The organism is Christiangramia aestuarii, from assembly GCF_009735585.1.
Taxonomy (GTDB): Bacteria; Bacteroidota; Bacteroidia; order Flavobacteriales; family Flavobacteriaceae; genus Christiangramia; species Christiangramia aestuarii.
In genome coordinates, this window is sequence record NZ_VJVW01000003.1 from 368,365 (window position 1) to 393,441 (window position 25,077).

The 25,077-nt window shown below is 42.6% G+C and carries 19 protein-coding genes; 10 read left to right on the plus strand and 9 right to left on the minus strand.

Translation table 11 applies throughout. The annotated features are described in order from the left end of the window. Position 1 precedes the first annotated feature (1 nt). The 7 genes from FLP08_RS09595 (at position 2) to FLP08_RS09625 (ending at position 8,526) form a co-directional block, all read left to right on the plus strand. Complete coding sequence (locus FLP08_RS09595) at positions 2-358, plus strand: translation initiation factor (RefSeq protein WP_156276336.1); 357 nt, start codon at positions 2-4, stop codon at positions 356-358. A 27-nt stretch (positions 359-385) separates the two neighbouring features. Next, entirely contained in the window at positions 386-1,315 is a 930-nt protein-coding gene (locus tag FLP08_RS09600; RefSeq protein ID WP_156276338.1) for a DUF1835 domain-containing protein, read from the plus strand. A gap of 1 nt (position 1,316) precedes the next feature. Continuing rightward, positions 1,317-2,186: a nucleoside phosphorylase gene (locus tag FLP08_RS09605; RefSeq protein WP_156276340.1), complete on the plus strand. Its 870-nt coding sequence runs from the start codon at positions 1,317-1,319 to the stop codon at positions 2,184-2,186. A gap of 73 nt (positions 2,187-2,259) precedes the next feature. After that, complete coding sequence (gene ppk1, locus FLP08_RS09610) at positions 2,260-4,314, plus strand: polyphosphate kinase 1 (protein WP_156276342.1); 2,055 nt, start codon at positions 2,260-2,262, stop codon at positions 4,312-4,314. Then, entirely contained in the window at positions 4,311-5,162 is an 852-nt protein-coding gene (locus tag FLP08_RS09615; RefSeq protein ID WP_156276344.1) for a substrate-binding domain-containing protein, read from the plus strand. Before ppk1 ends, FLP08_RS09615 begins: the two co-directional genes overlap by 4 nt. A gap of 187 nt (positions 5,163-5,349) precedes the next feature. Then, a complete protein-coding gene (locus FLP08_RS09620; RefSeq protein ID WP_156276346.1) occupies positions 5,350-6,981 on the plus strand; it encodes a hypothetical protein in 1,632 nt (543 codons plus the stop codon). Between the two features lie 369 nt (positions 6,982-7,350). After that, the gene (locus FLP08_RS09625) at positions 7,351-8,526 is read left to right on the plus strand and encodes a ScyD/ScyE family protein (protein WP_156276348.1); all 1,176 of its coding nucleotides are present in this window, start codon (positions 7,351-7,353) and stop codon (positions 8,524-8,526) included. Positions 8,527-8,579: 53 nt separating this feature from the next. Here FLP08_RS09625 and FLP08_RS09630 read toward each other — a convergent pair whose 3' ends face one another. Further along, positions 8,580-9,245 carry a uracil-DNA glycosylase gene (locus tag FLP08_RS09630; RefSeq protein ID WP_156276350.1) on the minus strand — a complete coding sequence of 222 codons (666 nt, stop codon included), beginning with the start codon at positions 9,243-9,245 and terminating at the stop codon, positions 8,580-8,582. Positions 9,246-9,292: 47 nt separating this feature from the next. Between FLP08_RS09630 and FLP08_RS09635 the strand changes: the two genes are divergently transcribed. Together FLP08_RS09635 and FLP08_RS09640 are read left to right on the plus strand one after the other, a co-directional pair. Then, a complete protein-coding gene (locus tag FLP08_RS09635; protein WP_156276352.1) occupies positions 9,293-11,476 on the plus strand; it encodes an endonuclease MutS2 in 2,184 nt (727 codons plus the stop codon). 4 nt (positions 11,477-11,480) lie between these two features. Next, positions 11,481-11,897 (plus strand): thiol-disulfide oxidoreductase DCC family protein, encoded by a 417-nt coding sequence (locus tag FLP08_RS09640; RefSeq protein WP_156276354.1) that lies wholly within the window; start codon positions 11,481-11,483, stop codon positions 11,895-11,897. Here the strand turns inward: FLP08_RS09640 and FLP08_RS09645 are convergent. From FLP08_RS09645 to FLP08_RS09665, 5 genes are all read right to left on the minus strand, one after another. Then, the gene (locus tag FLP08_RS09645) at positions 11,894-13,222 is read right to left on the minus strand and encodes a dicarboxylate/amino acid:cation symporter (protein WP_156276356.1); all 1,329 of its coding nucleotides are present in this window, start codon (positions 13,220-13,222) and stop codon (positions 11,894-11,896) included. The genes FLP08_RS09640 and FLP08_RS09645 overlap by 4 nt on opposite strands. 16 nt (positions 13,223-13,238) lie before the next feature. Next, the gene (aroC, locus tag FLP08_RS09650; RefSeq protein ID WP_156276359.1) at positions 13,239-14,303 is read right to left on the minus strand and encodes a chorismate synthase; all 1,065 of its coding nucleotides are present in this window, start codon (positions 14,301-14,303) and stop codon (positions 13,239-13,241) included. A 169-nt stretch (positions 14,304-14,472) separates the two neighbouring features. After that, positions 14,473-14,853: a response regulator gene (locus tag FLP08_RS09655; RefSeq protein WP_156276361.1), complete on the minus strand. Its 381-nt coding sequence runs from the start codon at positions 14,851-14,853 to the stop codon at positions 14,473-14,475. A 2-nt stretch (positions 14,854-14,855) separates the two neighbouring features. Next, positions 14,856-16,823, minus strand: coding sequence for a PAS domain-containing sensor histidine kinase (locus FLP08_RS09660; RefSeq protein WP_156276363.1), 1,968 nt, complete (start codon positions 16,821-16,823; stop codon positions 14,856-14,858). Between the two features lie 89 nt (positions 16,824-16,912). Continuing rightward, entirely contained in the window at positions 16,913-19,834 is a 2,922-nt protein-coding gene (locus FLP08_RS09665; RefSeq protein WP_156276677.1) for an FAD-binding and (Fe-S)-binding domain-containing protein, read from the minus strand. Between the two features lie 139 nt (positions 19,835-19,973). On the opposite strand from FLP08_RS09665, the gene FLP08_RS09670 reads away from it, so the two are divergent. After that, on the plus strand, positions 19,974-20,474 hold the full coding sequence (locus FLP08_RS09670; protein ID WP_156276365.1) for a hypothetical protein: 501 nt from the start codon (positions 19,974-19,976) through the stop codon (positions 20,472-20,474). A gap of 49 nt (positions 20,475-20,523) precedes the next feature. On the opposite strand, the gene bshA is transcribed toward FLP08_RS09670, so the two are convergent. The 3 genes from bshA to FLP08_RS09685 are packed head-to-tail and all read right to left on the minus strand — an operon-like array spanning position 20,524 to position 25,073. Then, on the minus strand, positions 20,524-21,654 hold the full coding sequence (gene bshA / locus FLP08_RS09675) for an N-acetyl-alpha-D-glucosaminyl L-malate synthase BshA (RefSeq protein ID WP_156276367.1): 1,131 nt from the start codon (positions 21,652-21,654) through the stop codon (positions 20,524-20,526). A 3-nt stretch (positions 21,655-21,657) separates the two neighbouring features. Then, complete coding sequence (locus FLP08_RS09680) at positions 21,658-24,588, minus strand: serine hydrolase domain-containing protein (protein ID WP_156276369.1); 2,931 nt, start codon at positions 24,586-24,588, stop codon at positions 21,658-21,660. Further along, positions 24,588-25,073: an ABC transporter ATPase gene (locus FLP08_RS09685; protein WP_156276371.1), complete on the minus strand. Its 486-nt coding sequence runs from the start codon at positions 25,071-25,073 to the stop codon at positions 24,588-24,590. Before FLP08_RS09685 ends, FLP08_RS09680 begins: the two co-directional genes overlap by 1 nt. Between the last annotated feature and the right edge of the window lie 4 nt (positions 25,074-25,077).

A 25,077-nucleotide genomic window follows, 5' to 3' on the forward strand; every position in this document is an offset into this window, starting at 1 on the left:
TATGGCTAAGAAGAAATTAGGTCTCGAGGATCTCGGAGGTTTTGTTTTTTCCACTAACGATGATTTTGATGAAAGTGATTATGTAGAAGATTCATCCCAGGAAAAACTGGCTCCCGAAGACCAGGAACTTGAAGCCCATTACAGCAATAAGGGACGCGGCGGAAAAACCGTAACCATTATTAAAGGTTATCAGGGTCCTGAAGAGGAACTTATTTCCCTTGGGAAAATGCTAAAGAAAAAATGTGGTGTTGGTGGCTCCACTAAGGATGGTGAAATAATCATCCAGGGAGAACACAGGGATAAGATCATGCAGATTCTTAGAAAAGAAGGTTATAAAGTAAAGCGTGTTGGAGGTTGATCCAGCACGCTTTTTTAAGTTTTAAAAATGGAAAATAAAGTCTTACATATAGTAAATGGTGACAGCCTTGCTGAGCAGATGAAAGAATTAGATCTGCCCGGGGAGCTGGTGATTTGGAGAGAATTACTATGTGAAGGCCCTACCCAGCAGGAGATCAATTCAGAATTCTTTAAAATCCGGAAAAAGTTCCTGCGAAAAACTTATGATATTTCTGCAGAGAACTACGAGGAACGTTTCATCGCCGAGGTGAAGAAATTAAAAACCTTAAAAGATTATGACAATGTAATCCTGTGGTTCGAATTCGATCTTTTCTGCCATATAAATATGCTTGCAGCACTTAGCATATTGAGCGAAATAGAAAATAAAGCTCCTGTTTCACTTGTTTGCAGCAAAAAGCTGGAAGGAGAAAAAGAACATAAACCCCTTTCGCAATTAAGCCTGAAAGAATTGCGTAACCATTATAAGAACAGGATACATCTTAACACCGAGGACCTGGAGGTGGCCAACCTTATCTGGGAACTTTACTGCGGAAACAATCCCCTAAAGCTTAAACCTCAGATTAAGGTGAACACCAATTTTGAATATCTTTCCAGTTGTATCAGGGCCCATATAGAAAGGTTCCCTAACAGCATTACCGGCATCAATACCCTGGAAAGGAATATCCTGAGGTTAATTGAAGGCCACGATATTAAAAATGAAAATCATTTGCTTGGTTATGCCCTGGAATATCAAGGATATTACGGCTACAGCGACACTCAAATGCAACGCCTGCTGGAAAAACTTTCCCTTTTCTACAAGAATACCGGGGAAAAGATAGTGCTTTCCACAGCGGGCACACAGGCCCTGGCGGGTGAAAAGAACTTTTATCGTGATCTTAAAAACGATGAGTTCTTTGGAGGTGCGAAAATGTATGATTTCCTTTATGAATCTGAATCTCACAAATTACTGAAACTATAAAATGAGTTTAAAAGCTTCTGAACTGATCCTGAATGCAGACGGATCTATCTACCATCTTGGTCTTTTCCCGGAAGATCTTGGCGATACCATTATTACTGTAGGTGACCCGGGCCGGGTATCAACAGTTAGCAAATACTTCGATAAGATTGAAGTTGAACAACATAAAAGGGAATTTACCACACATACCGGAACCTATAAGGGCAAGCGTATCACCGTAATGTCTACAGGTATGGGTACAGATAATATAGATATCGCTTTAACCGAGCTGGACGCCCTGGTGAATATAGATCTGAAAGAAAAGAAGATCAAAAAAGAATTAAGTAGCCTTGACATTATTCGTATAGGGACTACCGGTTCTATCAGAAAGGACATTCCCATAAATTCATTTCTGGTGAGTGAACTTGCGATTGGTTTTGATGGACTCCTGCATTATTATAAAGATGATTCTTTCTTAAAAACAGATATTTCCGAGGCTTTTATAGAGCAGACCGATTGGTCACCTAAGAAAGCCACTCCTTATGTGGTAGAAGCCAGCGAGAAGCTTATTAATAAACTAAGCTCTTCCTCTACCGTTAAAGGTTTTACCGGTACCAATGTAGGTTTCTATGGCCCACAGGCAAGGATTTTAAGAAATGCTGTTCCAGATCCCGGAATGAACGATAAGATTCGGGATTTTGATTATAAAGGGCTTCGAATCACTAACCTGGAGATGGAAACCTCAGGGATTTACGGAATGTCCAAATTAATGGGGCATAATGCCGTTTCCATGAACCTGGTACTGGCTAATCGCGAGACCGGAGAATTTTCTGAAAATGCCGGCGAAATGATGGATAAGCTCATTAAATACTGCCTGGACAGGATAGTTTCGTAGCCGCTGTATTTAACAATATATTAAAAGCTATACATGCTGATCTTTGTATTTTTGGTGAAACAATATTCGATACATGCAGCAGCCTAATGAGGATCGATTTAGACACAGAGATCTTAATTGGTTAAGTTTTAACGAGAGGGTTCTTCAGGAAGCCTCAGATAAGCTCAATCCGTTGTATGAACGGATAAAGTTTCTGGCTATTTTCTCCTCAAACCTTGATGAATATTTCAGGGTAAGGGTTTCCCAATTGCGGCAGATGAAAAGGGTAAAAAAGAGCATTCGCAAAAAACTGGCCCTTAGACCTACCAAGATCACCAAGAAGATCATTCAGGAAGTCAAGCAACAACAGGACAGGTTTGGGGATATCTATCATAAACAGATACTTCCCGAACTGGCTGCCAATGGGATCTTCGTTTTAGATGCAGAGCATTTCAAGGCTGAACACAAAGAATTCGCCGCATCCTTTTTTAATAATAAGGTTGAAAAACACCTCAAACCTATAATCCTGGACCTGGATAAGGAAAACGAGCTTTTCCTGGAAAATTCGGTGCTGTACTTCCTGGTAACCTTTAAAAAGGAAGATCAGTTGGCAGTAGTGAATATTCCGGTGAAAGATTGTGGACGATTCGTTCCTTTTTCAAATAATGCCGGCACCCATGATATCACCTATTTAGATGAGATCATTCGGCATGAGGCATATAAGCTTTTTCCCGATTCAGATATTACAGGCATTTACGAGATTAAGCTTTCCAGGGATGCCGAGCTATATATAGATGATATTTACGAAGGTGTGCTTGCGGAAAAGATCTACGAGTCCCTAAAGCAAAGGACCGATGGGCAGCCAACCCGGTTGCTTTACGATGCCAGCATGCCTAAACCGGTGCAAAAGAAAATCAGGAAACTGCTCAAGCTTGGCAAAATAGATATGATGCCAGGCGGCCAATATCATAACTTCAAGGATTTCTTTTCCTTTCCAGATCCAACCAACAATCGGGAGCTGCATTTCAAGGAACTACCTCCCTTAAATCACAAGGTACTGGAAGGCAGTGAGAATTACTTTGAAGCCATTGCCAAGAAAGACCAGTCTCTTCATTTTCCTTATATGTCCTTTTCATATGTGGAGAATTTCGTGAAAATGGCTGCGGAAGATGAGCTGGTAACCCATATTAATATTTCCCTCTACCGGGTAGCCGACGAATCAGATCTCACCAATTCCCTGATGAAGGCCCTGGAAAACGGAAAAAGGGTCACGGTATTTGTGGAGGCCAAGGCGCGTTTCGACGAGAAGAACAATATTAGCTGGGGCAGGAAATTCGAGGAAAAGGGAGCGAACGTGATATACAGTTATCCCAAGGTGAAGGTTCACTCGAAGATCATGCTGGTATGCCGGCAGGAAGGTGATATCAACATGCGTTACGCCTATATAGGAACTGGGAACTTCAATGCCGAAACTTCAGCAATTTACTGCGACCATGCCATTTTCACGGCCGATAAGAATATCACCAAGGAACTGCAAAGACTTTTCAAGGTTTTGGAGGGTGAATTGATCATCCCCCGCGAAAAGAACCTGCTTATCTCGCCATTTTCGACCAGGCAGGAATTCATCAAGCTCATTTATAATGAAATTGAGAATGCCCGGGCCGGTAAAAAAGCGCGAATCACGGCCAAAATGAACAGCCTTGAAGATGAAGAAATGATCGAGCTTCTATATAAGGCAAGTGATGCCGGCGTTGAAGTACGCATGCTTATTCGAGGATTTACTTCCTTAATTCCAGGCATTAAAGGCTTGAGCGAAAATATTTATATAACCAGCGTGGTAGACCGCTTTCTGGAACATGGGCGAATCTATCTTTTCGAAAACGGAGGTGACGAAAAAATGTTCTTTGGTAGTGCCGACTGGATGAACCGAAACCTGGATCGCAGGATCGAGGTGGTAGCGCCGGTGCTCGATGAAGACATTAAAAAGGAATTCAAGGAGATCCTGAATATTCAGCTTAACGACAATGTAAAAGCGAGAATACAGGATGCTGAAGAATCTAACAGCTACGTAGAGAAAAAAGAAGGAGAGAAAGATATACGTTCGCAATACGAGATCTATAATTATTTAAAGGAAAAACATTCGTCATGAAAACGATCAAGGTAGCCGGGGTGCCCGAGCATTTCAACATGCCCTGGCATATTTGCATAGAAAATGAAAGCTTTAAAAATGGAGGTATCGAGGTTAACTGGAAGGACGTTCCCGAAGGTACCGGCGCCATGTGCAAGGCTCTCCGGGCTGGCGAGATCGATGTAGCGGTAATTCTTACTGAAGGTGTCACCAGGGATATCATCAATGGCAATAAAAGCAAAATAATCCAGGAATATATTGGCAGCCCGCTTATATGGGGAATTCATGTTGCTGCAAAATCTCCTTACAAAAATGTTCAGGATCTTGAAGGAACCAAAGCCGCCATTAGCAGAGAAGGCAGTGGCTCTCACCTAATGGCTTACGTTAACGCCCAGCACAGGAACTGGAACCTGGATGAACTTAGATTCGAGATCGTTCATAATCTTGATGGTGCTGTGGAAGCCCTAACTAACGATAGGGCGCAGTATTTTATGTGGGAGCATTTCACCACCAAACCACTGGTAGACGATAATACCTTCAGGCTGGTGGCCGACTGCCCTACTCCCTGGCCCTGTTTCGTTATTGCCGCACGGGAGGAATTCATTCAGGAAAATCCTGAAGCCTTGCAAAAAATGCTCAAGGTGCTGAATGCTGAAACTCGGGATTTCAAATTGAAAAAGAATATCGACCAAAAGCTTTCAGAAGGTTATGGCCAAAAACTCGAGGATATACGAAAGTGGCTTGACCTTACCCGATGGAGTCAGCAGCAGATCAGTGAAAACGAAATGGAGAACGTTCAAAAAAACCTTGCAATGCTCAACCTTATTGAGGAGAAAAAAGCTTTCAATGAGCTTACCCATTCTTTTTAATTTTCCTTCGGCTTCTAATCTTAAATTCAGAACCGCATCAAGCCGATAAATCGTATCTTTGTATTTATTGATCCTCAAGGTTTTAATACCTGAATTGCCTTTTGCGCAATCCCCCCTCTATTTTGATATATAGAATTTCAGTTGATACCGCCTGATTTTTAATTCAATTTTGGCAAAGAAAGGGAACATGAAAGCGCGATTACTAATTTTAAGTTTGATCCTAATATTCTTCAGCAGTCCAGCGGAAGCACAGATCTTAAAGAAACTAAAGAAGGAAGTTGAAAAGACCAGTGAAAGGGTGATCCTCAAAAAGACCGAGGAGAAAACCGAAAAAACGGTCAGCAGCGCCTTTGACAGTGTTGTAAAACCACAAGCTCAGAACAACACAACTCCGGGAAACAGACCTGCTTCTAAAAGCTCCAATCCTGCAAAAAGCATCAATACCGAAGCCAAGAGAGCCTTCTACACCTCAGACGTCATAGTAAAAACTTCAGATTCTGTCGGGAAAGGCAGTTCATATTATTTTGACAGTGATGAACTTGCCGCACGCGGTGAAGCTCCAGATTCCAAAGGAACCATTTATATAGATAGCGAAGGATTCAATTATGCCTATAATGAAGGAGAAGGTCGCTGGGAAAAGACCGGGCTCATGAGCTCAGACGCTATGGCCTTTATGATGCCAGCTATGTCTATGGGAATTATAAAACTTCCTGTTGGACCAACTATGGATGCGGCAGAAAAACTTAAAGAACAGGGCCTGAATATGAACACCTTCCAGATCGTGGAATGGGCCTTTATTTATAAGCCTGAACATTTTAGAAACGGCGATTACCAGGAAACCACTGCTCCCTGTCCGGATGGTGGAACCTGCCCTAAATTTCTATACACCAATCCAGAAAACAAAGGTTCCTGGGTACTTTTCGATAGCCAGGACCGTATTTCTGAGGTCTATGCGAAGGTAGACAGTCAACAGGCGCAGGGAACTGGAAACTATAAGTTCTCTTACGAACCTGTATCGGTAAGTGTACCAGAGGCGGTTGAAGTAAAAATGCCTTTCCAGGATCTGTTCATGGCCGGTGCCGACGCTACTCCACCTGGTGGAAATAACAGGTCACAGGGAAATGACATGGGTAATGATCCTGTTTACAATAAATCCATGCCTTCAAACGCCAGAAAAAACAATGTCGCCGCAGGAAATCTGCCAGCTACTTACGATTTCGATTGGGAGTACCAACTAAAAATGGAAATGCCAAACCAGAAACAGGATGCGCTGGATCTAATATTCCTTCTAAAAAAGAACTCAAATTACCAGGGCATCAAAATGAAGATGGAAAAATCTGATGAAGCTACCATGGTTTTCGATTCAAACATTAATGCCCTGGTCATGTTCATGCAATCTGGTAATAATAAGATCCTTCAGATCCATTCTATGCAGGATGAGCAAAGCCAGGCCGATCTGGCCGATCTAAAAATACGCGAGCTCCCCGATAAAACCATTATCGGTTATAAGAGCAAAGGGGTAGAACTTGAAAATAACGAATATATCGCCCAGGTATATCATACTTCAGAAGCACCAATAGAAATGAGCACTCTCTTCAATTCGTCCGGCTCTATGGGTAAGAACCTTCCTAATATTGATCCAGGCCTCATCAAACGATTTTCAGAAGGATTAGTGACCGAGATGCATTACACCGACAAAAAGAATTCGAAGAATAGTGTCCTGCTAACGGCGCAATCATTAAACCAGATAAAAAACTCGATAAATACTGCTGAGTACCAGAACATGAGTTTTATGGGGCAGTTAAAATCCAAGAACTAAAATCTCCCATGAAGACTTTGCAAATTTATTTTCAGTACTTTACATATGGGTCAATAATAAGATCTCCCCGTAATAATTTGCTTTTTTTCCTTTATATCATTAAATTATTGTGTTGGCGAATGAAATTAAACTCATGAATTTTGATTGTAATTAAAATTTGAAAGTTTTAGAATCTCTAGACATTTGATCTAACCTATTTTTTACTGTCCCTAAATTCAGTTCAGGCCCCATTACCCTATAATATATCGCAAGCAAATAAAATCTACCGATTAAACTTTTCATTTGCACGTTATTCATTTAAACCAAAACTATGTTCTAAACCTTCATGCTGGGTAATTGTATTAATAATTAACCAAAAATATACTCATTATGAAGATTTTAAAATCCAAACATCAAAAATTAAGATGGATGGCTTTTCTATGCCTTTCCTTTGCGATCATATTAGGTTGCGAAAAAGAACCGACGAGGCTGATCCAGGAAACCAGTGACCTATCTGCTAAAAAAACTGAATCAACCGGATCTTACGAATTTCCTGGAAGTATCGTTTTTGATATTTCTACAACCCCAGACGGAAGTATTATGCTGGGAGTAAATGAGTTTTCGGGGAACCGAAGCATCAAGCTTATCAAGAACGGGAAGATTTCCACGATGATCGGGCTCGATACCGAAACCAACATTCAGGGTATTGAATCCATTGGCGCAGGAAATGCTTTTTTTACCACTGCAGGAACCGACCTAGCTCAGAATGGTGAATTGTATCGCGCTTCCAAAGGGAATGTTCGTATGGTAGCCGACCTGGCGAGATTTGAACGAGAAAATGATCCCGATGCCTTTGAAGGAACCCAATGGAAAAACCAGGCTTGCGAGGAATATGAAGGCTTCAGCGAAGGGCCTCAAAACAACCCCTATAAGTTAAGTGCTTTTGATGGCGAAACCGTGCTGGTAGCAGATGCGGCAGGTAATACAATCCTACAGGCCACCACCGAAGGTGAGATAGACTGGAAGGCAATTATAACTCCTCCGGTAGAAGACGGGGAATATAAACTGTTTTTTACGCGTGGTGAACTCAATTGTTATGTACAGCCGGTACCCACATCGGTTGCTATATCTGAAGACGGTTATGTATACGTAGGAGAACTGACTGGAGAAGTTGACGGAGATCTACCTATCGGCCTATCCCGTGTTTGGAAATTTCCAGCAGATGCCAATAACCTGGTATGTTCAGAAATTGAAGGTTCTGCAGAATGTTATGTTCTTATAGACGGACTAACTTCGGTAATTGATGTCGAGATTGGCCCTGACGGATTGCTTTATGTGGTAGAATTTGATGAAAACAGCTGGATCTCTTCTGTGGCTCCAACAGTTCCGGCCGCTGGTGGTACTATTTCGGCCTATGATCCGGATACGGGCGAACTTGTTAACGAAGTAGCCTCAGGACTGGTTTATCCCGGAGCGATAACCTTCGATAAAAAAGGCAATCTTTGGGTGCTTGAAAATAAGCTGTTCGCAGGAGGAAGTGCAGAAGTCAGGATGCTTGAAATGTAATATTTCAGTTTTATGAATCTAGAAAAGACCGGTTAATAGCCGGTCTTTCTTTATCACCAATTTATTTCTTTTCTCCCATGCTGCTTTAAATATTCATTCGCTTTACTAAAGTGTTTATTCCCGAACCAGTATCCGCGGTTTGCGCTTAATGGAGAAGGATGACCACTGGTCAGTATCAGGTGTTTTGAAGCATCGATCAATTTAATTTTTTTCTTGGCATAACCACCCCAAAGCATAAATACCACGTTCTCTTTATGCTCAGAGATCAGCTTTATCACCCGGTCGGTAAAGGTTTCCCAACCTTTTTTCTGATGTGATCCTGCCTGATGAGCTCTAACCGTTAAGGTAGCATTCAGCAATAATACTCCCTGGTCTGCCCATCTTTGAAGATTCCCGGATTCTGGCAATGGCTTATCCAGGTCATTTTCGATCTCTTTGAAAATATTGATCAGCGAGGGCGGAAATTGGATCCCGTCCTTTACTGAAAAGCAAAGTCCGTTGGCCTGTCCATTCCCATGATACGGGTCCTGGCCAAGGATGACTACCCTGGTTTCCTCGAAAACCGAATGATCGAAAGCCGCGAATATTTCAGGTCCCGGCGGAAAGCATTTATGTTCAGAATATTCATCTTTTACGAAATCGATAAGTTTCTTGAAGTAATCCTTTTCGAATTCTGGTTTCAGTTCACTTTTCCAGCTGGGGTGTATTCTTACGTTCATGAGAATTAAGTAACTTTGCAGAGCCTCAAAAGTAGGGAAAAATTGATATGATAAAAATTAGTTCCAGGAGTCTTGAAGATCTTGAGTTTCCGGTAGTATGTGAGCAGATCAGCGAATTATGCATTACCGGGCAGGGAAAAGAAAAAGCTCTTGCCATTCAACCTTATCCAAATTATAAAAAAACCGTATTCGGTCTAAACCAGACTAATGAATACTTCAATTCAAAGACCCAGGATCAGCCTATCCCGAATCACGGCTTCGATTCCATTCAGTCAGAAATTAAATTACTGGGCATTGAAGGTTCTCTCATCGAGATCTCTGGCTTCCGAAAGATATCCGCTATCACCGAAACCGTAAATACACATTTAAAATATTTCCGGAAATACAGCGAAGCCTACCCGGCGCTTTCAGAAACGGTGTCTCATATCGAATTCGATACGAGTCTTACCGATAAGATCAACGGCGTGATAGATCGTTTTGGGGAAATGAAAGATGATGCCTCTCCCCTGCTTCAGGATTTAAGGCGCTCCATCAATTCAGTGAGAGGAAAGATAAATTCGAGCTTTAATTCAGCCTTATCTGCCTACAATTCCTACGGATACCTGGACGAAATAAAGGAAAGTGTGGTCGAGAATGTACGTGTTCTCGCGGTGAAAGCCATGCATCGTCGTAAAGTGAAAGGCGGAATAATGGGCAATTCCAAGACCGGAAGTATCGTATATATACAACCCGAAGCCACCTTTAAATTCACGCGCGAGCTGAATAACCTTGAATATGAAGAAAAGGAAGAGGTTAAACGTATTTTAAAGGAACTTACCGAGTTCACCCGGCCTTACCGTGAAATTCTGATAGAATACCAGGATCTTTTGAGCGATATGGATGTGATCGCAGCCAAATCGAAGTATGCCGAAAAGATCAACGGAATTTTGCCTAAGATCACCCGCGAACGGGAATTGCATTTGAAAGATGCTTATCATCCCCTGCTCTATTTGAATAACAAGAAGAAAGGTGAAAAGACTTTTCCGCAGAGCATAGAACTGATGCCGAACAATCGCATCATGGTCATCTCCGGTCCTAATGCCGGAGGAAAAAGTATTACGCTTAAAACGGTAGGATTGCTGCAGGTAATGGTTCAAAGCGGGATTCTGATCCCTGTTCACGAATATAGCCGCATGTGCCTGTTCAAAAAAGTTCTAACCGATATCGGGGATAACCAGTCCATTGAAAATCATCTGAGTACCTACAGCTACAGGCTGAAGAACATGAATTATTTCCTTCGGAAATGTGACGACAAAACGCTTTTCCTTATCGATGAATTCGGGACGGGTAGTGACCCTGAACTGGGTGGCGCGCTGGCCGAAACATTCCTCGAAGTTTTCTATGAAAAAGGTTCCTACGGAATCCTGACCACGCATTACGCAAACCTGAAAAAGCTGGCCAATGAATTGCCAGATATGAGCAATGCGAACATGATGTTCGATAATAAGACGCTGGAACCGGTGTATAAACTCCAGGTAGGTGAAGCAGGAAGTTCATTTACTTTCGAGGTGGCCCAGAAAAATGGTATTCCCTACAGCCTTATCAACCGCTCTAAAAAGAAAGTGGAACGAGGTAAGATCAGGTTCGACAGAAGTATCGCCAAGCTTCAGAAGGAACGTTCAGAATTAAGAAAAACCACCGATTCCTTAAAGACCAAGGAAGAAAAAGCGGCTGAACAAAAAGAAAAACTAGAAGAAATCAATAACAGGGTTCAGCAAAAATTGGAGAGCTACCAGGAGCTTTACGATGCCAACCAGAGACTGATTTATCTTGGACAGAAGGTGAACGATATGAGCGAGAAATATTTCACCAACAAGAAGAAAAAAGAACTTATTGGTGAATTCCTGAAAATGGTGGAGATCGAAAACTCCAAGCGTAAAAAGGAGGATCTCAAGAAACAAAAAGCGAAAAAGGCGCAGGAGAGAAAACTGAAACAGGAAGTTCAGAAAAAGATACAGCCTATTCGCGAAAAGAAAAAAGCCGAGAAAAAGAAGGAAGAACAGATCAAAAAGGCCGAAGCCAACAAACCAAAGGCAAATCTGAAAGTTGGCGACCGGGTACGGCTGGAAGACAGTAAATCTGTCGGCTCTATAGATACCATTGAAAAAGGAAAAGCTATTGTGAACTACGGAATGTTCACGACTTCCGTATCTTTGGATCAGCTGGAACTGGTACAGGCAGCTAAAAAATAAGAAGATGGCTCAATTACCTAAAAATAAAAAGGTCATCCTGTTCGACGGAGTTTGCAATCTCTGTGACGGGGCGGTGCAGTTTATCATTAAGCATGATAAGAAGGATGTTTTCAGGTATGCCTCGCTGCAAAGTGAGCTGGGAAAAGAACTGGTTGCCGAACGCGGTATGGATCCAGATGAGATAGACTCCATTATGCTTATCGAACCAGGAGTAGCTTATTATCGAAAATCGACTGCTGCCCTGGAGATCGCCAGAGATCTTTCTGGCGGCTATTCATTACTGAAGAATTTCCTTTTTATCCCTGAGGTGATGCGAGACGGCATCTACGACTTTATCGCGAATAACCGCTATAAGTGGTTCGGGAAGAAGAAACAATGCATGATCCCCACTCCCGAACTAAAAGCTAAATTTTTAGATTAAACTTTTTCTGAAATCGTTTCAGGCTCCGGGTGATAGTCATCGTCCCAATTCTTTACGTTTGGTGGGCCCATCATATCAACCGATTTAGCAACCATTAGAGATACAGCGGCATCACCGGTAACATTCACTACGGTTCTACACATATCCAGTGGCCTGTCTACAGCAAAGATTAGAGCAAGACCTGCTTCGGGTATCCCAGCCTGTGCAAGTACGATCACCAGCATTACCATTCCAGCTCCTGGTACGGCAGCTGAACCAATGGAGGCCAAAGTTGCCGTTGCGATAATTCCAAGTTGAGTTCCCAAAGTTAAATCCATCCCGAAGGCCTGGGCGATAAAGATCGCGGCCACGGCCTGGTAAAGACTGGTTCCATCCATATTGATGGTCGCTCCAATAGGCAGAACAAAACTGGTCACTTCCTTATGAACTCCCATATGCTCTTCCACTCGTTCCATGGTTACAGGAAGCGTCGCTGCACTGGAGCTGGTTGAAAAAGCAAGTAACTGCGCAGGAGATATTCCGTTGATAAAGAAAGATGGAGTGTTCTTTGTAAATACCCAAACCAGCAGTATATACACCCCAATCATTAAGGCAAGGCCTAATAATACGGTTACGGCATACATGGCCAGGGCTGCGAAAAGGTCGGTACTTGGTGATTCTACCACAAGGGCTGCCAGCAGGGCAAAAACACCATAGGGAGCCGTGAGCATGATAAGATCGATCATCTTCAGAATGACCTCGTTAAAGCCATCGAAGAAATCCTTCACTGGTTTGGCGGTTTTTTCAGGGATCAGGATAAGACCAATTCCGAAGAAAATAGCGAAAAAGATCACCTGCAGCATATTCCCATTATCTCCCGCTGCTCCGATGATGTTACTAGGGACAAGGTCTTCCAGCGCCTGTAGAGGGCCGGCATCCTTTTGTTTCTGGGCATCTGAGATCCGCACAGAAGCATCTCCCTCGTAACTTGTAATTAGATCGGTCCTGGTTTCATCTGAAATAGTTCTACCCGGTCCAATCAAATTCACCATCACTAGTCCTATGGAAACCGCGATCACCGTGGTCACAATATAGGTCGCAATGGTTCGGGTTCCCATCTTGGACAATTTTGAAATGTCCTTAAGGTCGGAGATCCCCTTAATTAAAGAGGCCAGGATCAATGGCACTGCGATGAGTTTAAGAGCATTTATAAAGATATTCCCGAAAGGTTTTATCCAGTCGCTCACAAAATCAGCTCCCCAGCTAAAATTAGTCAATACAAGGGCGAACAAGACCCCTGCTACCATTCCTAATAATATTTGCCAATGCAGTGCAAGTTTTTTCATTATATGCTTTTAAAAATTAAATTTTCGAAGATTTATTTTGAAGATAAAAGTCGGCAATGACCAAAGCGGCCATGGATTCCACGATAGGAACGGCCCTTGGTACCACGCAGGGATCATGTCGCCCTTTCCCCTGCATTTCCACTTCTTCGCCTTTAGAATTAATAGTTTGTTGCTTTTGCATAAGGGTCGCCACTGGTTTAAAGGCCACATTGAAGTAGATGTCCATCCCATTGGAGATCCCTCCCTGTATTCCACCGCTAAGATTTGTTTGAGTTGAACCATCTTTATTGAAATGGTCGTTGTGCTCACTACCCCGCATTTTGGTTCCCTCGAAGCCGCTTCCGTATTCAAAACCCTTTACGGCATTAATGGAAAGCATGGCTTTTCCAAGTTCTGCATGTAATTTATCGAATACGGGCTCTCCCAGTCCTTTAGGCACATTTTTGATCACGCATTGCACGGTTCCTCCAACGGTATCACCTTCGGATCGAATTTCCTTGATATAGGCCTCCATTTCTTTGGCCATTTCCGGATCAGGGCAACGCACCGGGTTCTTTTCGATCTCGTTAAAATCAAGCTGAGTATAATCTTTCTGAAGTTCCAGTTTTCCTACCGAAGAAACAAAGGCATTGATCTTTATCTCGCTTAGCAGTTGCTTAGCGATACTACCGGCCACTACCCTGCAGGCAGTTTCCCTGGCAGAGGATCTTCCACCACCGCGATAATCGCGCACCCCATACTTTTCGTCGTAGGTATAATCGGCGTGACTGGGCCTGTAAGTGTCTTTTATATGGGAATAATCTTTGGATTTCTGGTTAGCATTCTTGATAACAAAACCAATAGGAGTCCCTGTAGATTTGCCTTCGAAGATGCCAGAAAGGAATTCTACCGTATCAGGCTCCTTACGCTGGGTTACAATGGCCGACTGTCCCGGCCTTCTCCTGTCCAGGTCCTGTTGTACTTTTTCAATATCGATATCCAGACCTGCCGGACATCCGTCTATCACACCACCAATGGCCACACCATGTGACTCGCCAAAAGTGGTTAATTTGAACATTTTACCAAAGGAATTTCCGGGCATCTAAGGGATTTTGAACAAATGTAATTTTTTAAGAAGATATTTAAAAATGGAATCCTGTTTATTGTTAGTATCCCAGCCATAGCTATTCAAAATTACAAATACCCAAAATGCTGCCGGAATATATGATTTGATCCGACAGGAAATTAAAAAGTTAGGAAATAAGTTCAGTTTAGGTTCTTGAAGAATCGGGTTGTTTTTCCAGAATGAGCTCTATCTTCTGCAACAAAGCATCCATATCGAATGGCTTGGCAAGAAAATCTACAGCGCCTGCCTCCTTGCAGATATCTCCAACATTATGCAAGGCCGACATCATGATCACCGGGATATGCGAGTAAGCCTCATCTTCTTTCAGGCTTTTGCAAACATCAGTACCATCTACTCCAGAGATAAGTTTATCCAGGAGGATAAGTTCCACCCCATGTTTTCCAATATTCTCCTTGGTCTTTTTCGGTTCCATTGAGGCTACCACCTCATGTCCGCTAAACTCAAGAATATCCTTCAGCATTAAACCAATGGTTTGGTCATCGTCAACAATTAAAATTTTAGCCATTTTTATTTTTGGTGATTTTGTGGAATGGTAAAAGTAAATTCCGAGCCTTTTCCTAACTCGCTTTTTACAAATATTTTTCCGTTATGCCTTTCAATGATCTCATTTGAGAGATAAAGGCCTATTCCGAAACCTTCGTAGGTATCGTCTTTATTGCCTGAAATTCTGTAGAATCTTTTAAAGATCTGATTTTGTTCCTTTTCGTTTATACCAATACCGAAATCCTTCACACTTACTGCGACATGGCCCTTTTCCGGTTCAAAGATCTTTAACTGAACCCTGTTACTATCGGGTGAATATTTTAAGGCATTCGTGACAAAATTAATAATAACCTGCCCAATTCTATCTTTATCTGCATGTACTTCACAGCTGAAATCCTCTTCAAGTTCTAATTGAACGTTCCTATTTGAATATTTCAGGTCCTCAAGAATTTCTCTTACATGTGAATTCAAATTGAATTTTTCAATTTTCAGCTCTAGCTCGTTTTGCTCGATCTTGGAAAGGTCCAGCATTTCAGATAATAACCTTATCAATCTTTCTACCTGGGTTTCCACCCGGTTGAGATAAGGTTTGATAGGCAGCCGTTTTTCAGTATCCCTGTTGTCATCAGGAAGTGATGCCAATAAGAGCTGAATATATCCCTTAATGGAAGTTATTGGCGTTTTTAATTCGTGACTTACCAGCTTAAGAAAATCTTCCTGACGTTTTTCGTCTTCTTTTAACTTTTGGATCTCGGTACTTGAGCTAATCCAGGAGGTAATATTTCCTTCTTCATCTCTTATAGGTGTAGCCTTGGCAAGGTGCCAGATATAATTTCCATCCTTATTCCTTATCTGAACTTCAATATCCAGGTTTTCCTCGGTAGACAAACACCTTTCCACTTCATTTTCTACAAACTCCCTCTCATCTGGATGCACCATATCAAGGTAAGACTCTGAAAGTAATTCATCAAAACTCTTCCCGGTAAAATCCAGCCAGCTTTGATTATAATAAACCGGAACACCTTCTGTATCTGTAAGGCTTATTTTGTGAGGCATAAAATTCACCAGTTCACGAAATTCTCTCTCACTTTTTTTGATCTGCCTGTTTAATAAAGCCTGGTTAGTAACTTCATTTGCTATAACAGAAACTCCTTCTATTTCGCCACTGGAATCTTTAAGGGCCTGGTACATAAAATCAAAATAACCAAGAACCATTTCACCGTTTTTCAGGTGCATAATTGGACTTTCCTGGGCTACCACTGTCTCCCCGGTCTCATAAACAGTTCTGAAGATTTCAGGCATACCCTGGTCAACAATTTCCGGGAGCACCTCAAAAAGAGATTTTCCTTCTACATTTGCTCCTTTACCCCAAACTTCCTTTATCGCGTCGTTCGCAATTTCAATGATCATCTCTGGGCCCCTTAAAATTGCGATCAGGGAATTAGAAGAATGGATCATTTCTCTATACCTGTGCTCGCTTTCTTTTAGTTCGGTTTCTGCTCTTTTGCGATTGGTAATATCCTGAGCAATAACACCTACACCTATTATTTCCCTGTTATAATTATATTGAGGCATGTAGGAGAAATCAAAAAAATACCTTACCATTTCTCCATTTTTGTCATGCTCTATAGGCAGGCTTCTCGCATGAAAAGGCTCACCCTTATAAAAGGCCTGATCCAGATACTCTTTTATTCCTTGAGAATGTAATTCGGGGAGAACATCAAAAAGGGATTTACCTTCAACATCATAGCCTTTACCCCAAACCTCCTTGATAGGTTTGTTGGCAAATTCTATTATGTAGTCTGGTCCTTTGAGAAATGTAATTAGAGAAGTAGAAGAATATACGAGGCCCTTGAATTGAAATATTTCCTCTTTCAATTCAAGGTTGGATCTTTTTATAGACTCATTTTCTTTTCGAAGCCTTTCAAGCTCATCTTCCTTCTTTTTAAGCTTCTTTTCTAACTCTGTGACCTTAAGATTTTCCTCTGTCATCAATGGTAATTCTCCGTGCAAAAGTTTAAAATTACAGTTTTAAGGACGCCTGGAAATAATTTTAGAAAACTATTAACATTGACAGAATTTTAGCGTTTGTTCAGGGCCTTGCGCAGGATAGTTACGGGATGTTGGGCTACCCGCCCGGTACCGTCTTTAATCTGGTGCCGGCAACTGGTTCCATTGGCAGAAATGATGGTAGTTTTTTCACTTTTCCTTATTGCCGGAAACAATGAATTCTCCCCTATTCTCATACTAATCTCGTAATGCTCCTTTTCGTAACCGAAAGAACCGGCCATTCCGCAACAACCTGAGGGTATGATGGTCACTTTGTAATTCTCGGGAAGGTTAAGGATATCAAAAGTTCTGGCCGAATTTGATAAAGCCTTCTGGTGACAGTGTGCATGTACTTTCACCGTAGCTTTCTTCCTGGTAAACTGGGTAGAGCTGATGTTTCCTTCGGAAATTTCCTGTTTAAGGAACTCCTCGATAATAAAACAATTCTCAGAAAGTTTTTTAGCCGCTTCCTTATCATCTGCCAGCCTCAGATATTCATCCCTGAAGCTTAAGATGGCCGAAGGCTCCACTCCTATCAAGGGAGTGTCTTTACTTATCAAATCTTTAAATATGGAAACGTTCTGGTTGGCCAGTTCCTTCGCCCTGGTGAGAAATCCCTTAGAGATCTGGCTGCGTCCGCTTTCCGGATGCTCTATGATCACCACCTTATAATTGAGTGCAGCGAAGAGATGCAGGGCATCTTTCCCCACTTGTACATCCAGGTAGTTGGTGAATTCATCATTAAAGAGATAGACCGTTTTAACCGGGTCCTTGGGATCGAACTTATTCCGGTTATTTAAATAATATTTTTTCAGGCTTTGCCTGGCTACTACGGGTAGTTCACGTTCTTTGGCAACGCCCAGAATCTTCTTGGCCACTCCCGAGGTAAAAGAATTACTAAGCATGAACCTTGAGATGGAAGGGAATTTGGAGGCCAACTCATTCTGTTGGGTAATATTGGCAAAAGCCTTATCGCGGAAACTCGGTTTATGCGTTTTACGGTACTGGTGTTGAAATTCGGCCTTTAAGGCAGCCATATCCACATTTGAAGGACATTCGCTCTTACAACCTTTGCAACTAATGCAAAGGTCCAGTACCTCTTTAAGTTCTTCGTGATCAAAAGGATTCGGTTTTTCAGACCTGGTAAGGAATTCACGCAGCGCGTTCGCCCTGGCCCTGGTCGTATCCTTTTCATCTTTGGTGGCGCGATAACTGGGGCACATGGTTCCACCGGCTTCCACCGACTTCCGGCAGTCACCACTGCCATTACATTTTTCAGCCAGCCTCAGTATTCCATCGGCATCAGAAAAGTCCATGATGGTATCAAATTCCGGTTCTTTCCGGTCGGGTTCATATCTTAAAGAAGTATCCATGGGTGGTGCGTCCACGATCTTACCCGGATTAAAAATGTTTTGAGGATCAAAGCTATATTTGATCTTTTTCAAAAGCTCATAGACCTGTTTTCCATACATGAGCTCAATGAACTCAGCTCTCACCCTACCGTCCCCATGCTCACCGCTTAGGGAACCATTATATTTCTTGACCAGTTCTGCCACATCCCTGGTGATACTTCTGAATAGTTTAATGTCTTCAGATTTCTTCAGGTTCAGTATAGGCCTAAGGTGGATCTCTCCAGCGCCAGCATGAGCGTAATAAACCGCCTGCTGGTTGTAAGATTTCATGATCCTGCTGAATTCCGAAATATAATCGGCCAGAACGGGAAGTGCCACGGCCGTATCTTCGATACAGGCAACGGCTTTGCGGTCTCCTTTCATATTTCCCAGCAATCCAAGTCCTGCTTTGCGTAGTTCAAGGGCCAGGTCTATCTGGCCGTCATACAGCACCGGGAAGGCATAACCTAGATTAGAAGCCCTTAGATCCTTAAGCAATTTGTCGACCTGCTGTTGTAACTCAACTTCAGAATCGCTTCTTAGTTCCAGCATCAGGATAGCTTCAGGATCTTCTTCAATAAAGAACCTGTTATCGCGGTATTTCAGGCTTTCCTTGGTACAATCCAGGATGACCTTATCCATCATCTCGCAGGTATAAAGCGAGTGTTTCATGGCCGGAACCACTGCCTGCATGCAGGCGTCTATACTGTGATAATGTGCCGCAACCATGGCCGTGAATTCCGGCTGCAATTCGTCCAGCTGCAGGGTGATCTCGGTAATAAATGCCAGGGTACCTTCGCTCCCCGCGATAAGCTTGCAAAGGTTGAACCTGCCTTTGTCCTCATCGAAGATCTCAGACCTGAGCAGTTCATCGAGGGCATATCCGGTATTTCTTCTGTGAAGTTCTGCCGGCGGATAATTCTTCAGGATCTCTGCCTGGTTTTTTTCCTCGCTTAGAATGGAATTCACCTCCCGGTAGATCTGCCCTTCAAGATTGTCCAGCTTTAATTTTTGTTCATATTCTTCACGGCTTAATTCCCGGAACTCTGCCGGGCTGCCGTCACTTAGCAGAACCTTCAGCGAAATAAGTTTATCCCTTGTGGTGCCATATTTTATCGAGGTGGTTCCACTGGAATTGTTTCCTACCATCCCCCCTATCATGCAGCGATTAGAAGTGGAGGTATTGGGACCAAAGAAAAGCCCGTGTTTTTCTAGTTTCCGGTTAAGGTCATCCCGTATCACTCCCGGCTGCACCGTTACCGTTTTCTTGTGAGGATGTATCTTTATAATATCTGTAAAATACCTGGAAACATCTACCACTATGCCGTCACCCGTACATTGACCAGCCAAAGAGGTACCCGCAGTTCTGGGAATAAGGGATGTTTTATGCTGCCTAGCAAAATCTATAAGGATTCTTAGATCCTCAGTATTCTTCGGAAAGCTTACTGCCAGGGGCATTTCACGATATACGGAAGCGTCTGTGGCATAAATGCTTTTCCAAAGGTCATCGAAGACCAGATTACCGCTAAGCTGGCCAGAAAGTTTTTTGAGGGCTTGGGTCATTTCCATATCCAAATTTAGCAGATTTCTCTTTCTCTGCTTAACAGATTTTTAATTAATATTAACAATAGATTTGCTGGCAGGCGCGTTGTGGTAAGAGTTTAACACATACATTTGTCACGATCTAACAAAACAATCGAACATGAAAAAATTAGTTCTATTAGCAGCTTTTATAATGGGAGCTGTTTTTTTTAACAACGCGAGCGCGCAGCAGATTTCAGATAATGCCCTAGGTCTAAGAATTGGAGATGGCGGTGGCTTCGGCGCCGAAGTCTCTTATCAAAGAGCAATTGGCGGTGATAATAACCGTTTGGAGCTAGATTTAGGCTGGAGAAATAATGATAATTTTGACGCCATTAAATTAATAGGTTTGTATCAATGGGTCTGGAATATAGAGGGTGGCTTTAACTGGTATGTAGGTGCAGGTGCCGGTCTTGGAAATTATGATGATAACCGAAGAGATTATATAGGTGATGATGACGGCTTGTTTGCCGTAATAGCCGGTGATGTAGGAATTGAATACAATTTCGATTTCCCCCTTTTACTTTCTTTGGATTTTAGACCTGAAATTTATTTTTCCAATTATGGAGAAAGTGATGATTTCGGTCCAGACATCGCTCTTGGAATAAGATACCAGTTCTAATAGCTGGCAAAGTATTTATGAAAAGTGGAGGTAAACATCTCCACTTTTTTTATGCCTTTATAAGTGCTTTTTGATATAGTTCCTCATACATGGGAACTATATTGTTGATGTCAAACTTCACAGCTGCTTCTCCTGCCTGCTTCTTGAATTTCAATAAAATGGAAGGATCCTGTAAAATGGAAACAGCGCTTTTGGCCATGCCCTCAACATCGCCAACATCGTGTAAAAAACCCGAATAATTATCAATATTCACCTCAGGCAAACCTCCTGTATTGGAGGATATTACAGGGACTGAATGAACCATTGCTTCAAGCGCAGCGAGACCGAAACTTTCGGTTTCAGAAGGTAAAAGGAACAGGTCTGAAAAACACAAGATCTTATCAATCTCGTTACTCTGCCCAAGGAAAAGAACCCGGTCGCGAATTCCAAGTTCCCTTACCAGTTGCTCGGCAGTTTCTCTCTGTGGACCTTCGCCCACCATCATCAACCTGGCCTTTACTTTTTTCTGAATTTCATAGAATATACGAACCACGTCATCTACCCTTTTCACTTTCCTGAAGTTACTAATATGGGTTATGATCTTTTCGTCCTCATGAGCCATCAGCTCCCGCTGGCAATCTGTAAAGATCTTTTTCTGAAATTTGGAAACATCGATGAAGTTTGGGATCACTTCGATCTCTTTCTTGATATCGAAAAATTTAAGGGTATCCTCCTTAAGGCTTTCAGAAACTGAAGTAACTATATCACTATTGTTAATACTGAAGGTAACCGCGGGTTTATAGAAAGGATGATTCCCCACCAGGGTAATATCGGTTCCGTGCAGCGTAGTGACCATGGGAATGCTTATCCCCTCTTCTTCCAGCATCTTCTTGGCCATATAACCCGCATAGGCATGGGGAATGGCATAATGCACGTGCAATAGTTCTATCCCATAATTCTTGATCACGTTCACCAATTTACTGCTCAACGCAAGTTCATATGGCTGATAGTGAAAAAGTGGATATTCAGGAACGTTTACTTCATGAAATCTAATATGACTGGAAATGGTCTCCAATCTCACCGGTTGTTTGTAGGTCACAAAATGTACCTCGTGCCCTCTTCGTGAAAGAGAAAGTCCTAATTCGGTCGCAACAACTCCACTTCCTCCAAAGGTAGGGTAACAGACAATGGCAATTTTCATGAGTTAATCTTCTATAGATTCGTAAATAACTTTTTGTATTTCAGATCTTATATCCTCGCGAATAAGTTTCCGGTTATTCGAATCGGGAAAAGTCCTGTTAGACAAAAATACGTATATAATTTCTTCCTCGGGATCGGCCCAGGCAAAGGTGCCGGTAAAACCGCTATGTCCAAAACTCATCATGGAAACACAATTACAGGTAGGGCCAGCCTTTCCCAGCTGGGGTTTGTCGAAGCCTACGCCCCGCCTTACATCGTCCTCGCAATAATAGCAGGTGTTATATTTATCTATGATTTCCTTGTCTATGAAATTTTCGTCACCATAGCTACCTCCGTTCAGATAGGTCTGCATGATCTTAGCCACATCGTTCGCCGTGCTAAAAAGTCCGGCATGGCCGCCGACACCTCCCTGCATAGCCGCGCCCTGGTCATGAACAAACCCCCTCACCACCTGGTGCCTCCACAGCTGGTCATTTTCCGTTGGAGCGATCTGCAAGGTGTCAAATCTTGAAAGAGGGAGGAAACCGGTGTAATTTGCGCCCAGTTTTTCATAGATATGTTCCTGGGTGATTTCGTGCAGCGACTTATTGTAATAAGACTCTATGTAATACTTTAATAGATAATACGGCAGGTCGCTGTATTTATATTGCAACCTTTTTTCCAGCTCACTATCCTTAATGATATTCACTATAGTATCGCCAATATCATCCCTAATAAACATATGATTAGCCACCTGTATTTTCCGGTCGTCGAGCGGAGTTTCGCTGTAATAGTTGGGAGAAAGCTTCCTGGATTTTGGTTCCAGCGTAGAGATATAAAAAGGTATCCAGGCCTGCAGACGGGCATAATGCATCAGCATGTCCTGTAGTCTGATATTCTTCTTATTGGAATCCTTAAACTCAGGCAAAAGCTCACTTAGTTTAGTATCGAAGTTTACCACCTCTTTTTCATCCAACTCCATCACCAGCGGAAGTGTCGCCAGGATCTTGGTTAGCGAAGCCAGGTCGTAAATGGTTGTATCGGTAACAGGAAAGTCCTTTTCATAGGTCTGGTAACCAAAATTCTTATTGTAGACCACCTTCCCCTTTCGCGCAACAAGGATCTGGGCACCCGGGGTCATTTCCTTCTCGATCGCATAATTTATAATACTGTCGATTTCTTTTAACCTGGCGGAATTCATCCCAACACTTTCGGGTAAACCATAATTAAGCCTGTCGATCTTTCGGGTGATATAGCCGGTGCCTACAGGGAATTCATCCTTAATGCTAACCGGAAGTTTTCCTTTAGCTTCAATAGCCCCGAACAGCATTTGGGCAACTTTTCGCTGGGCTACCGGGTGATTTTGATATCCAAGGATTATCCCTTCAAGGTTGGCGAAACTTTTAACATCAAGTAAAGCGTAAGGCCTGGCAAAAAGAGAGAGTACGGTCTTATTCTTCCGGGCGATCTCGTGCAGCCACACTAGTTCCTTATCTGTAAATTTATAGGAAGACCAGGGGCTGGAATCGGGTTTATGGAAACCAACCACGACATAATTGTAATCATCAAGTTTATCCAGCAGATCAGATAGTTTTTCTGCCTTTACCCAGTCTACCAGGGCATATTTTCTCATCTGGTCAAGGAATTCGCGGCCATCTGCATTCCCAAAATTCACATAAGCGATCCTTTGCTTATCCAATTTCTTAACCGGCACCACCGCTTTATTATTCTTTAGAAGGGTAATGGCATTTTCAAAAAGATCTTCTAACAGTACCTGGTCCTGAATAGTATTCAGGTCATCATAAAGGTTTTCAGTTTCTATTGGCTTGAATTCGTTCAAACCAACCTTGTATTTAGCTTTAAGGATTTTCTTCACCGAAAGTTCCAGTCTTTCTTCAGAAATGATTCCGGTATTTACCGCTTCGATAATGCTTTTAGAAGCTTTACCCACATCCTCGCTCATCAGGAGCACATCGTTCCCCGCAAGAAATGCATCAAGGTCTACTTCTCCCGGCTCCTTATCCCGGGAAACACCTTTCATATCCAGGGCATCGGTAAAGATGAGTCCGTTAAAATCCATGTTTCTTTTCAGGATATCGGTAATGATAGATTTAGACAGTGAAGCGGGTTTGGCTTCCTGGGCTTCCAGCGCAGGGACATTCAAATGGGCGACCATGGTACTGCTTAAGCCTTCCGGAATAAGCTCTTTGTAAGGGTAAAGTTCAACCTCGTTGATCCTTTCCGCAGAAAAGTTTATGGTAGGTAAGGTTTTATGAGAATCTGAATCTGTGTCTCCATGACCAGGGAAATGCTTGGCATTGCTCAACACCCCTTCGCTATGCATACCTTTCATAAAAGCCAGCGCCTTCAGCGTCACATTCTCCTTGTCTTCACCAAAAGACCTGTTCCCGATGATAGGATTTTCTGGATTCGTATTGATATCTACTACGGGAGCAAAATTAAAGTGCACTCCAAGCCTTCTGGTATGCCGGGAGATAGCCGCCCCTGCTTCTTCCAATAGCTTATCATCCTGTATAGCGCCCAGGGTCATGTTCCAGGGCAAAGCATAGGTGCTGTCCAGTCTCATGGCCAGGCCCCACTCGGCATCCATGCCAATAATTAGGGGAACATTAGACATTTCCTGAAATTCATTGGTTAGCCTGGCCTGTTGCACCGGGCCACCCTTAGAAAAGATAAGACCACCAATATGGTGCTCCTTAATCTGCTTGCGAATGGTATCGGCTTCGTTGGCATTCTTAGACCAGATACTCGCCATAAACAACTGCCCTACTTTTTGCTCCAGGTTCATTGAGTCATAAATACTGTCTACCCATGCTTTCTGAGCAAGCCGATCTTCAGCAAGAAGCGGATCTGCGCTTTGAGCAATTACCGGAGCAGTGAAAAAAAAGGAGAGTATAAATAAAATAAAGGCTGGTAGGGAGTGCTTCAACTTCATTAATTCATAAAACGTTTATGCCAGCTCTCAGATGCCGGTACTTCCCAGTCTGAAAGGTATTCGGCTTTGTTGTTCACAAGATTATTAAAAACGATGGTATTAGGCGAAACGGCTCTCTGCTTAGCCATTTTCCTGAAATCGGAAAGGCTCTTATAAGCAATGAATTCACCTTGTTTGTAAGAAACGTTCATCTTATCCAGGAGATCTACATCGTAATCTTTTTCCAGTTGCTGGATAAACTGCACCGAAGCGTCTATAGAACAGCCAGAGGCCGCATTGAGCTCCTGGTCCAGAGCAATCGTTATGAACCTGTTGTATTTTATTTCGTAAGATGCTCTAAGGTTGGCACCGTGAGCTGTCCACTTCTCGATAAAGGCGTCCAGTTTTTGGGAAATCTCCTGAACTTCTTCCTGGGTAAAAGACCTGTTGGCCTGATAGATCCATACTCTAGAGCTATCAGGAAGGCTTTCAAATGATACTAACATAAGG

Coding starts and splice junctions, on each gene's coding strand:
- FLP08_RS09660 (WP_156276363.1), bottom strand. CDS start 16,823: ATGACAGAGGAAAATCTTAAGGTCACAGAGTTAGAAAAGAAGCTTAAA.
- FLP08_RS09640 (WP_156276354.1), top strand. CDS start 11,481: ATGGCTCAATTACCTAAAAATAAAAAGGTCATCCTGTTCGACGGAGTT.
- aroC (WP_156276359.1), bottom strand. CDS start 14,303: ATGCCCGGAAATTCCTTTGGTAAAATGTTCAAATTAACCACTTTTGGC.
- FLP08_RS09620 (WP_156276346.1), top strand. CDS start 5,350: ATGAAAGCGCGATTACTAATTTTAAGTTTGATCCTAATATTCTTCAGC.
- FLP08_RS09655 (WP_156276361.1), bottom strand. CDS start 14,853: ATGGCTAAAATTTTAATTGTTGACGATGACCAAACCATTGGTTTAATG.
- FLP08_RS09635 (WP_156276352.1), top strand. CDS start 9,293: ATGATAAAAATTAGTTCCAGGAGTCTTGAAGATCTTGAGTTTCCGGTA.
- FLP08_RS09625 (WP_156276348.1), top strand. CDS start 7,351: ATGAAGATTTTAAAATCCAAACATCAAAAATTAAGATGGATGGCTTTT.
- FLP08_RS09665 (WP_156276677.1), bottom strand. CDS start 19,834: ATGACCCAAGCCCTCAAAAAACTTTCTGGCCAGCTTAGCGGTAATCTG.
- FLP08_RS09685 (WP_156276371.1), bottom strand. CDS start 25,073: ATGTTAGTATCATTTGAAAGCCTTCCTGATAGCTCTAGAGTATGGATC.
- FLP08_RS09680 (WP_156276369.1), bottom strand. CDS start 24,588: ATGAAGTTGAAGCACTCCCTACCAGCCTTTATTTTATTTATACTCTCC.
- FLP08_RS09615 (WP_156276344.1), top strand. CDS start 4,311: ATGAAAACGATCAAGGTAGCCGGGGTGCCCGAGCATTTCAACATGCCC.
- bshA (WP_156276367.1), bottom strand. CDS start 21,654: ATGAAAATTGCCATTGTCTGTTACCCTACCTTTGGAGGAAGTGGAGTT.
- FLP08_RS09600 (WP_156276338.1), top strand. CDS start 386: ATGGAAAATAAAGTCTTACATATAGTAAATGGTGACAGCCTTGCTGAG.
- FLP08_RS09645 (WP_156276356.1), bottom strand. CDS start 13,222: ATGAAAAAACTTGCACTGCATTGGCAAATATTATTAGGAATGGTAGCA.
- FLP08_RS09630 (WP_156276350.1), bottom strand. CDS start 9,245: ATGAACGTAAGAATACACCCCAGCTGGAAAAGTGAACTGAAACCAGAA.
- ppk1 (WP_156276342.1), top strand. CDS start 2,260: ATGCAGCAGCCTAATGAGGATCGATTTAGACACAGAGATCTTAATTGG.
- FLP08_RS09605 (WP_156276340.1), top strand. CDS start 1,317: ATGAGTTTAAAAGCTTCTGAACTGATCCTGAATGCAGACGGATCTATC.
- FLP08_RS09595 (WP_156276336.1), top strand. CDS start 2: ATGGCTAAGAAGAAATTAGGTCTCGAGGATCTCGGAGGTTTTGTTTTT.
- FLP08_RS09670 (WP_156276365.1), top strand. CDS start 19,974: ATGAAAAAATTAGTTCTATTAGCAGCTTTTATAATGGGAGCTGTTTTT.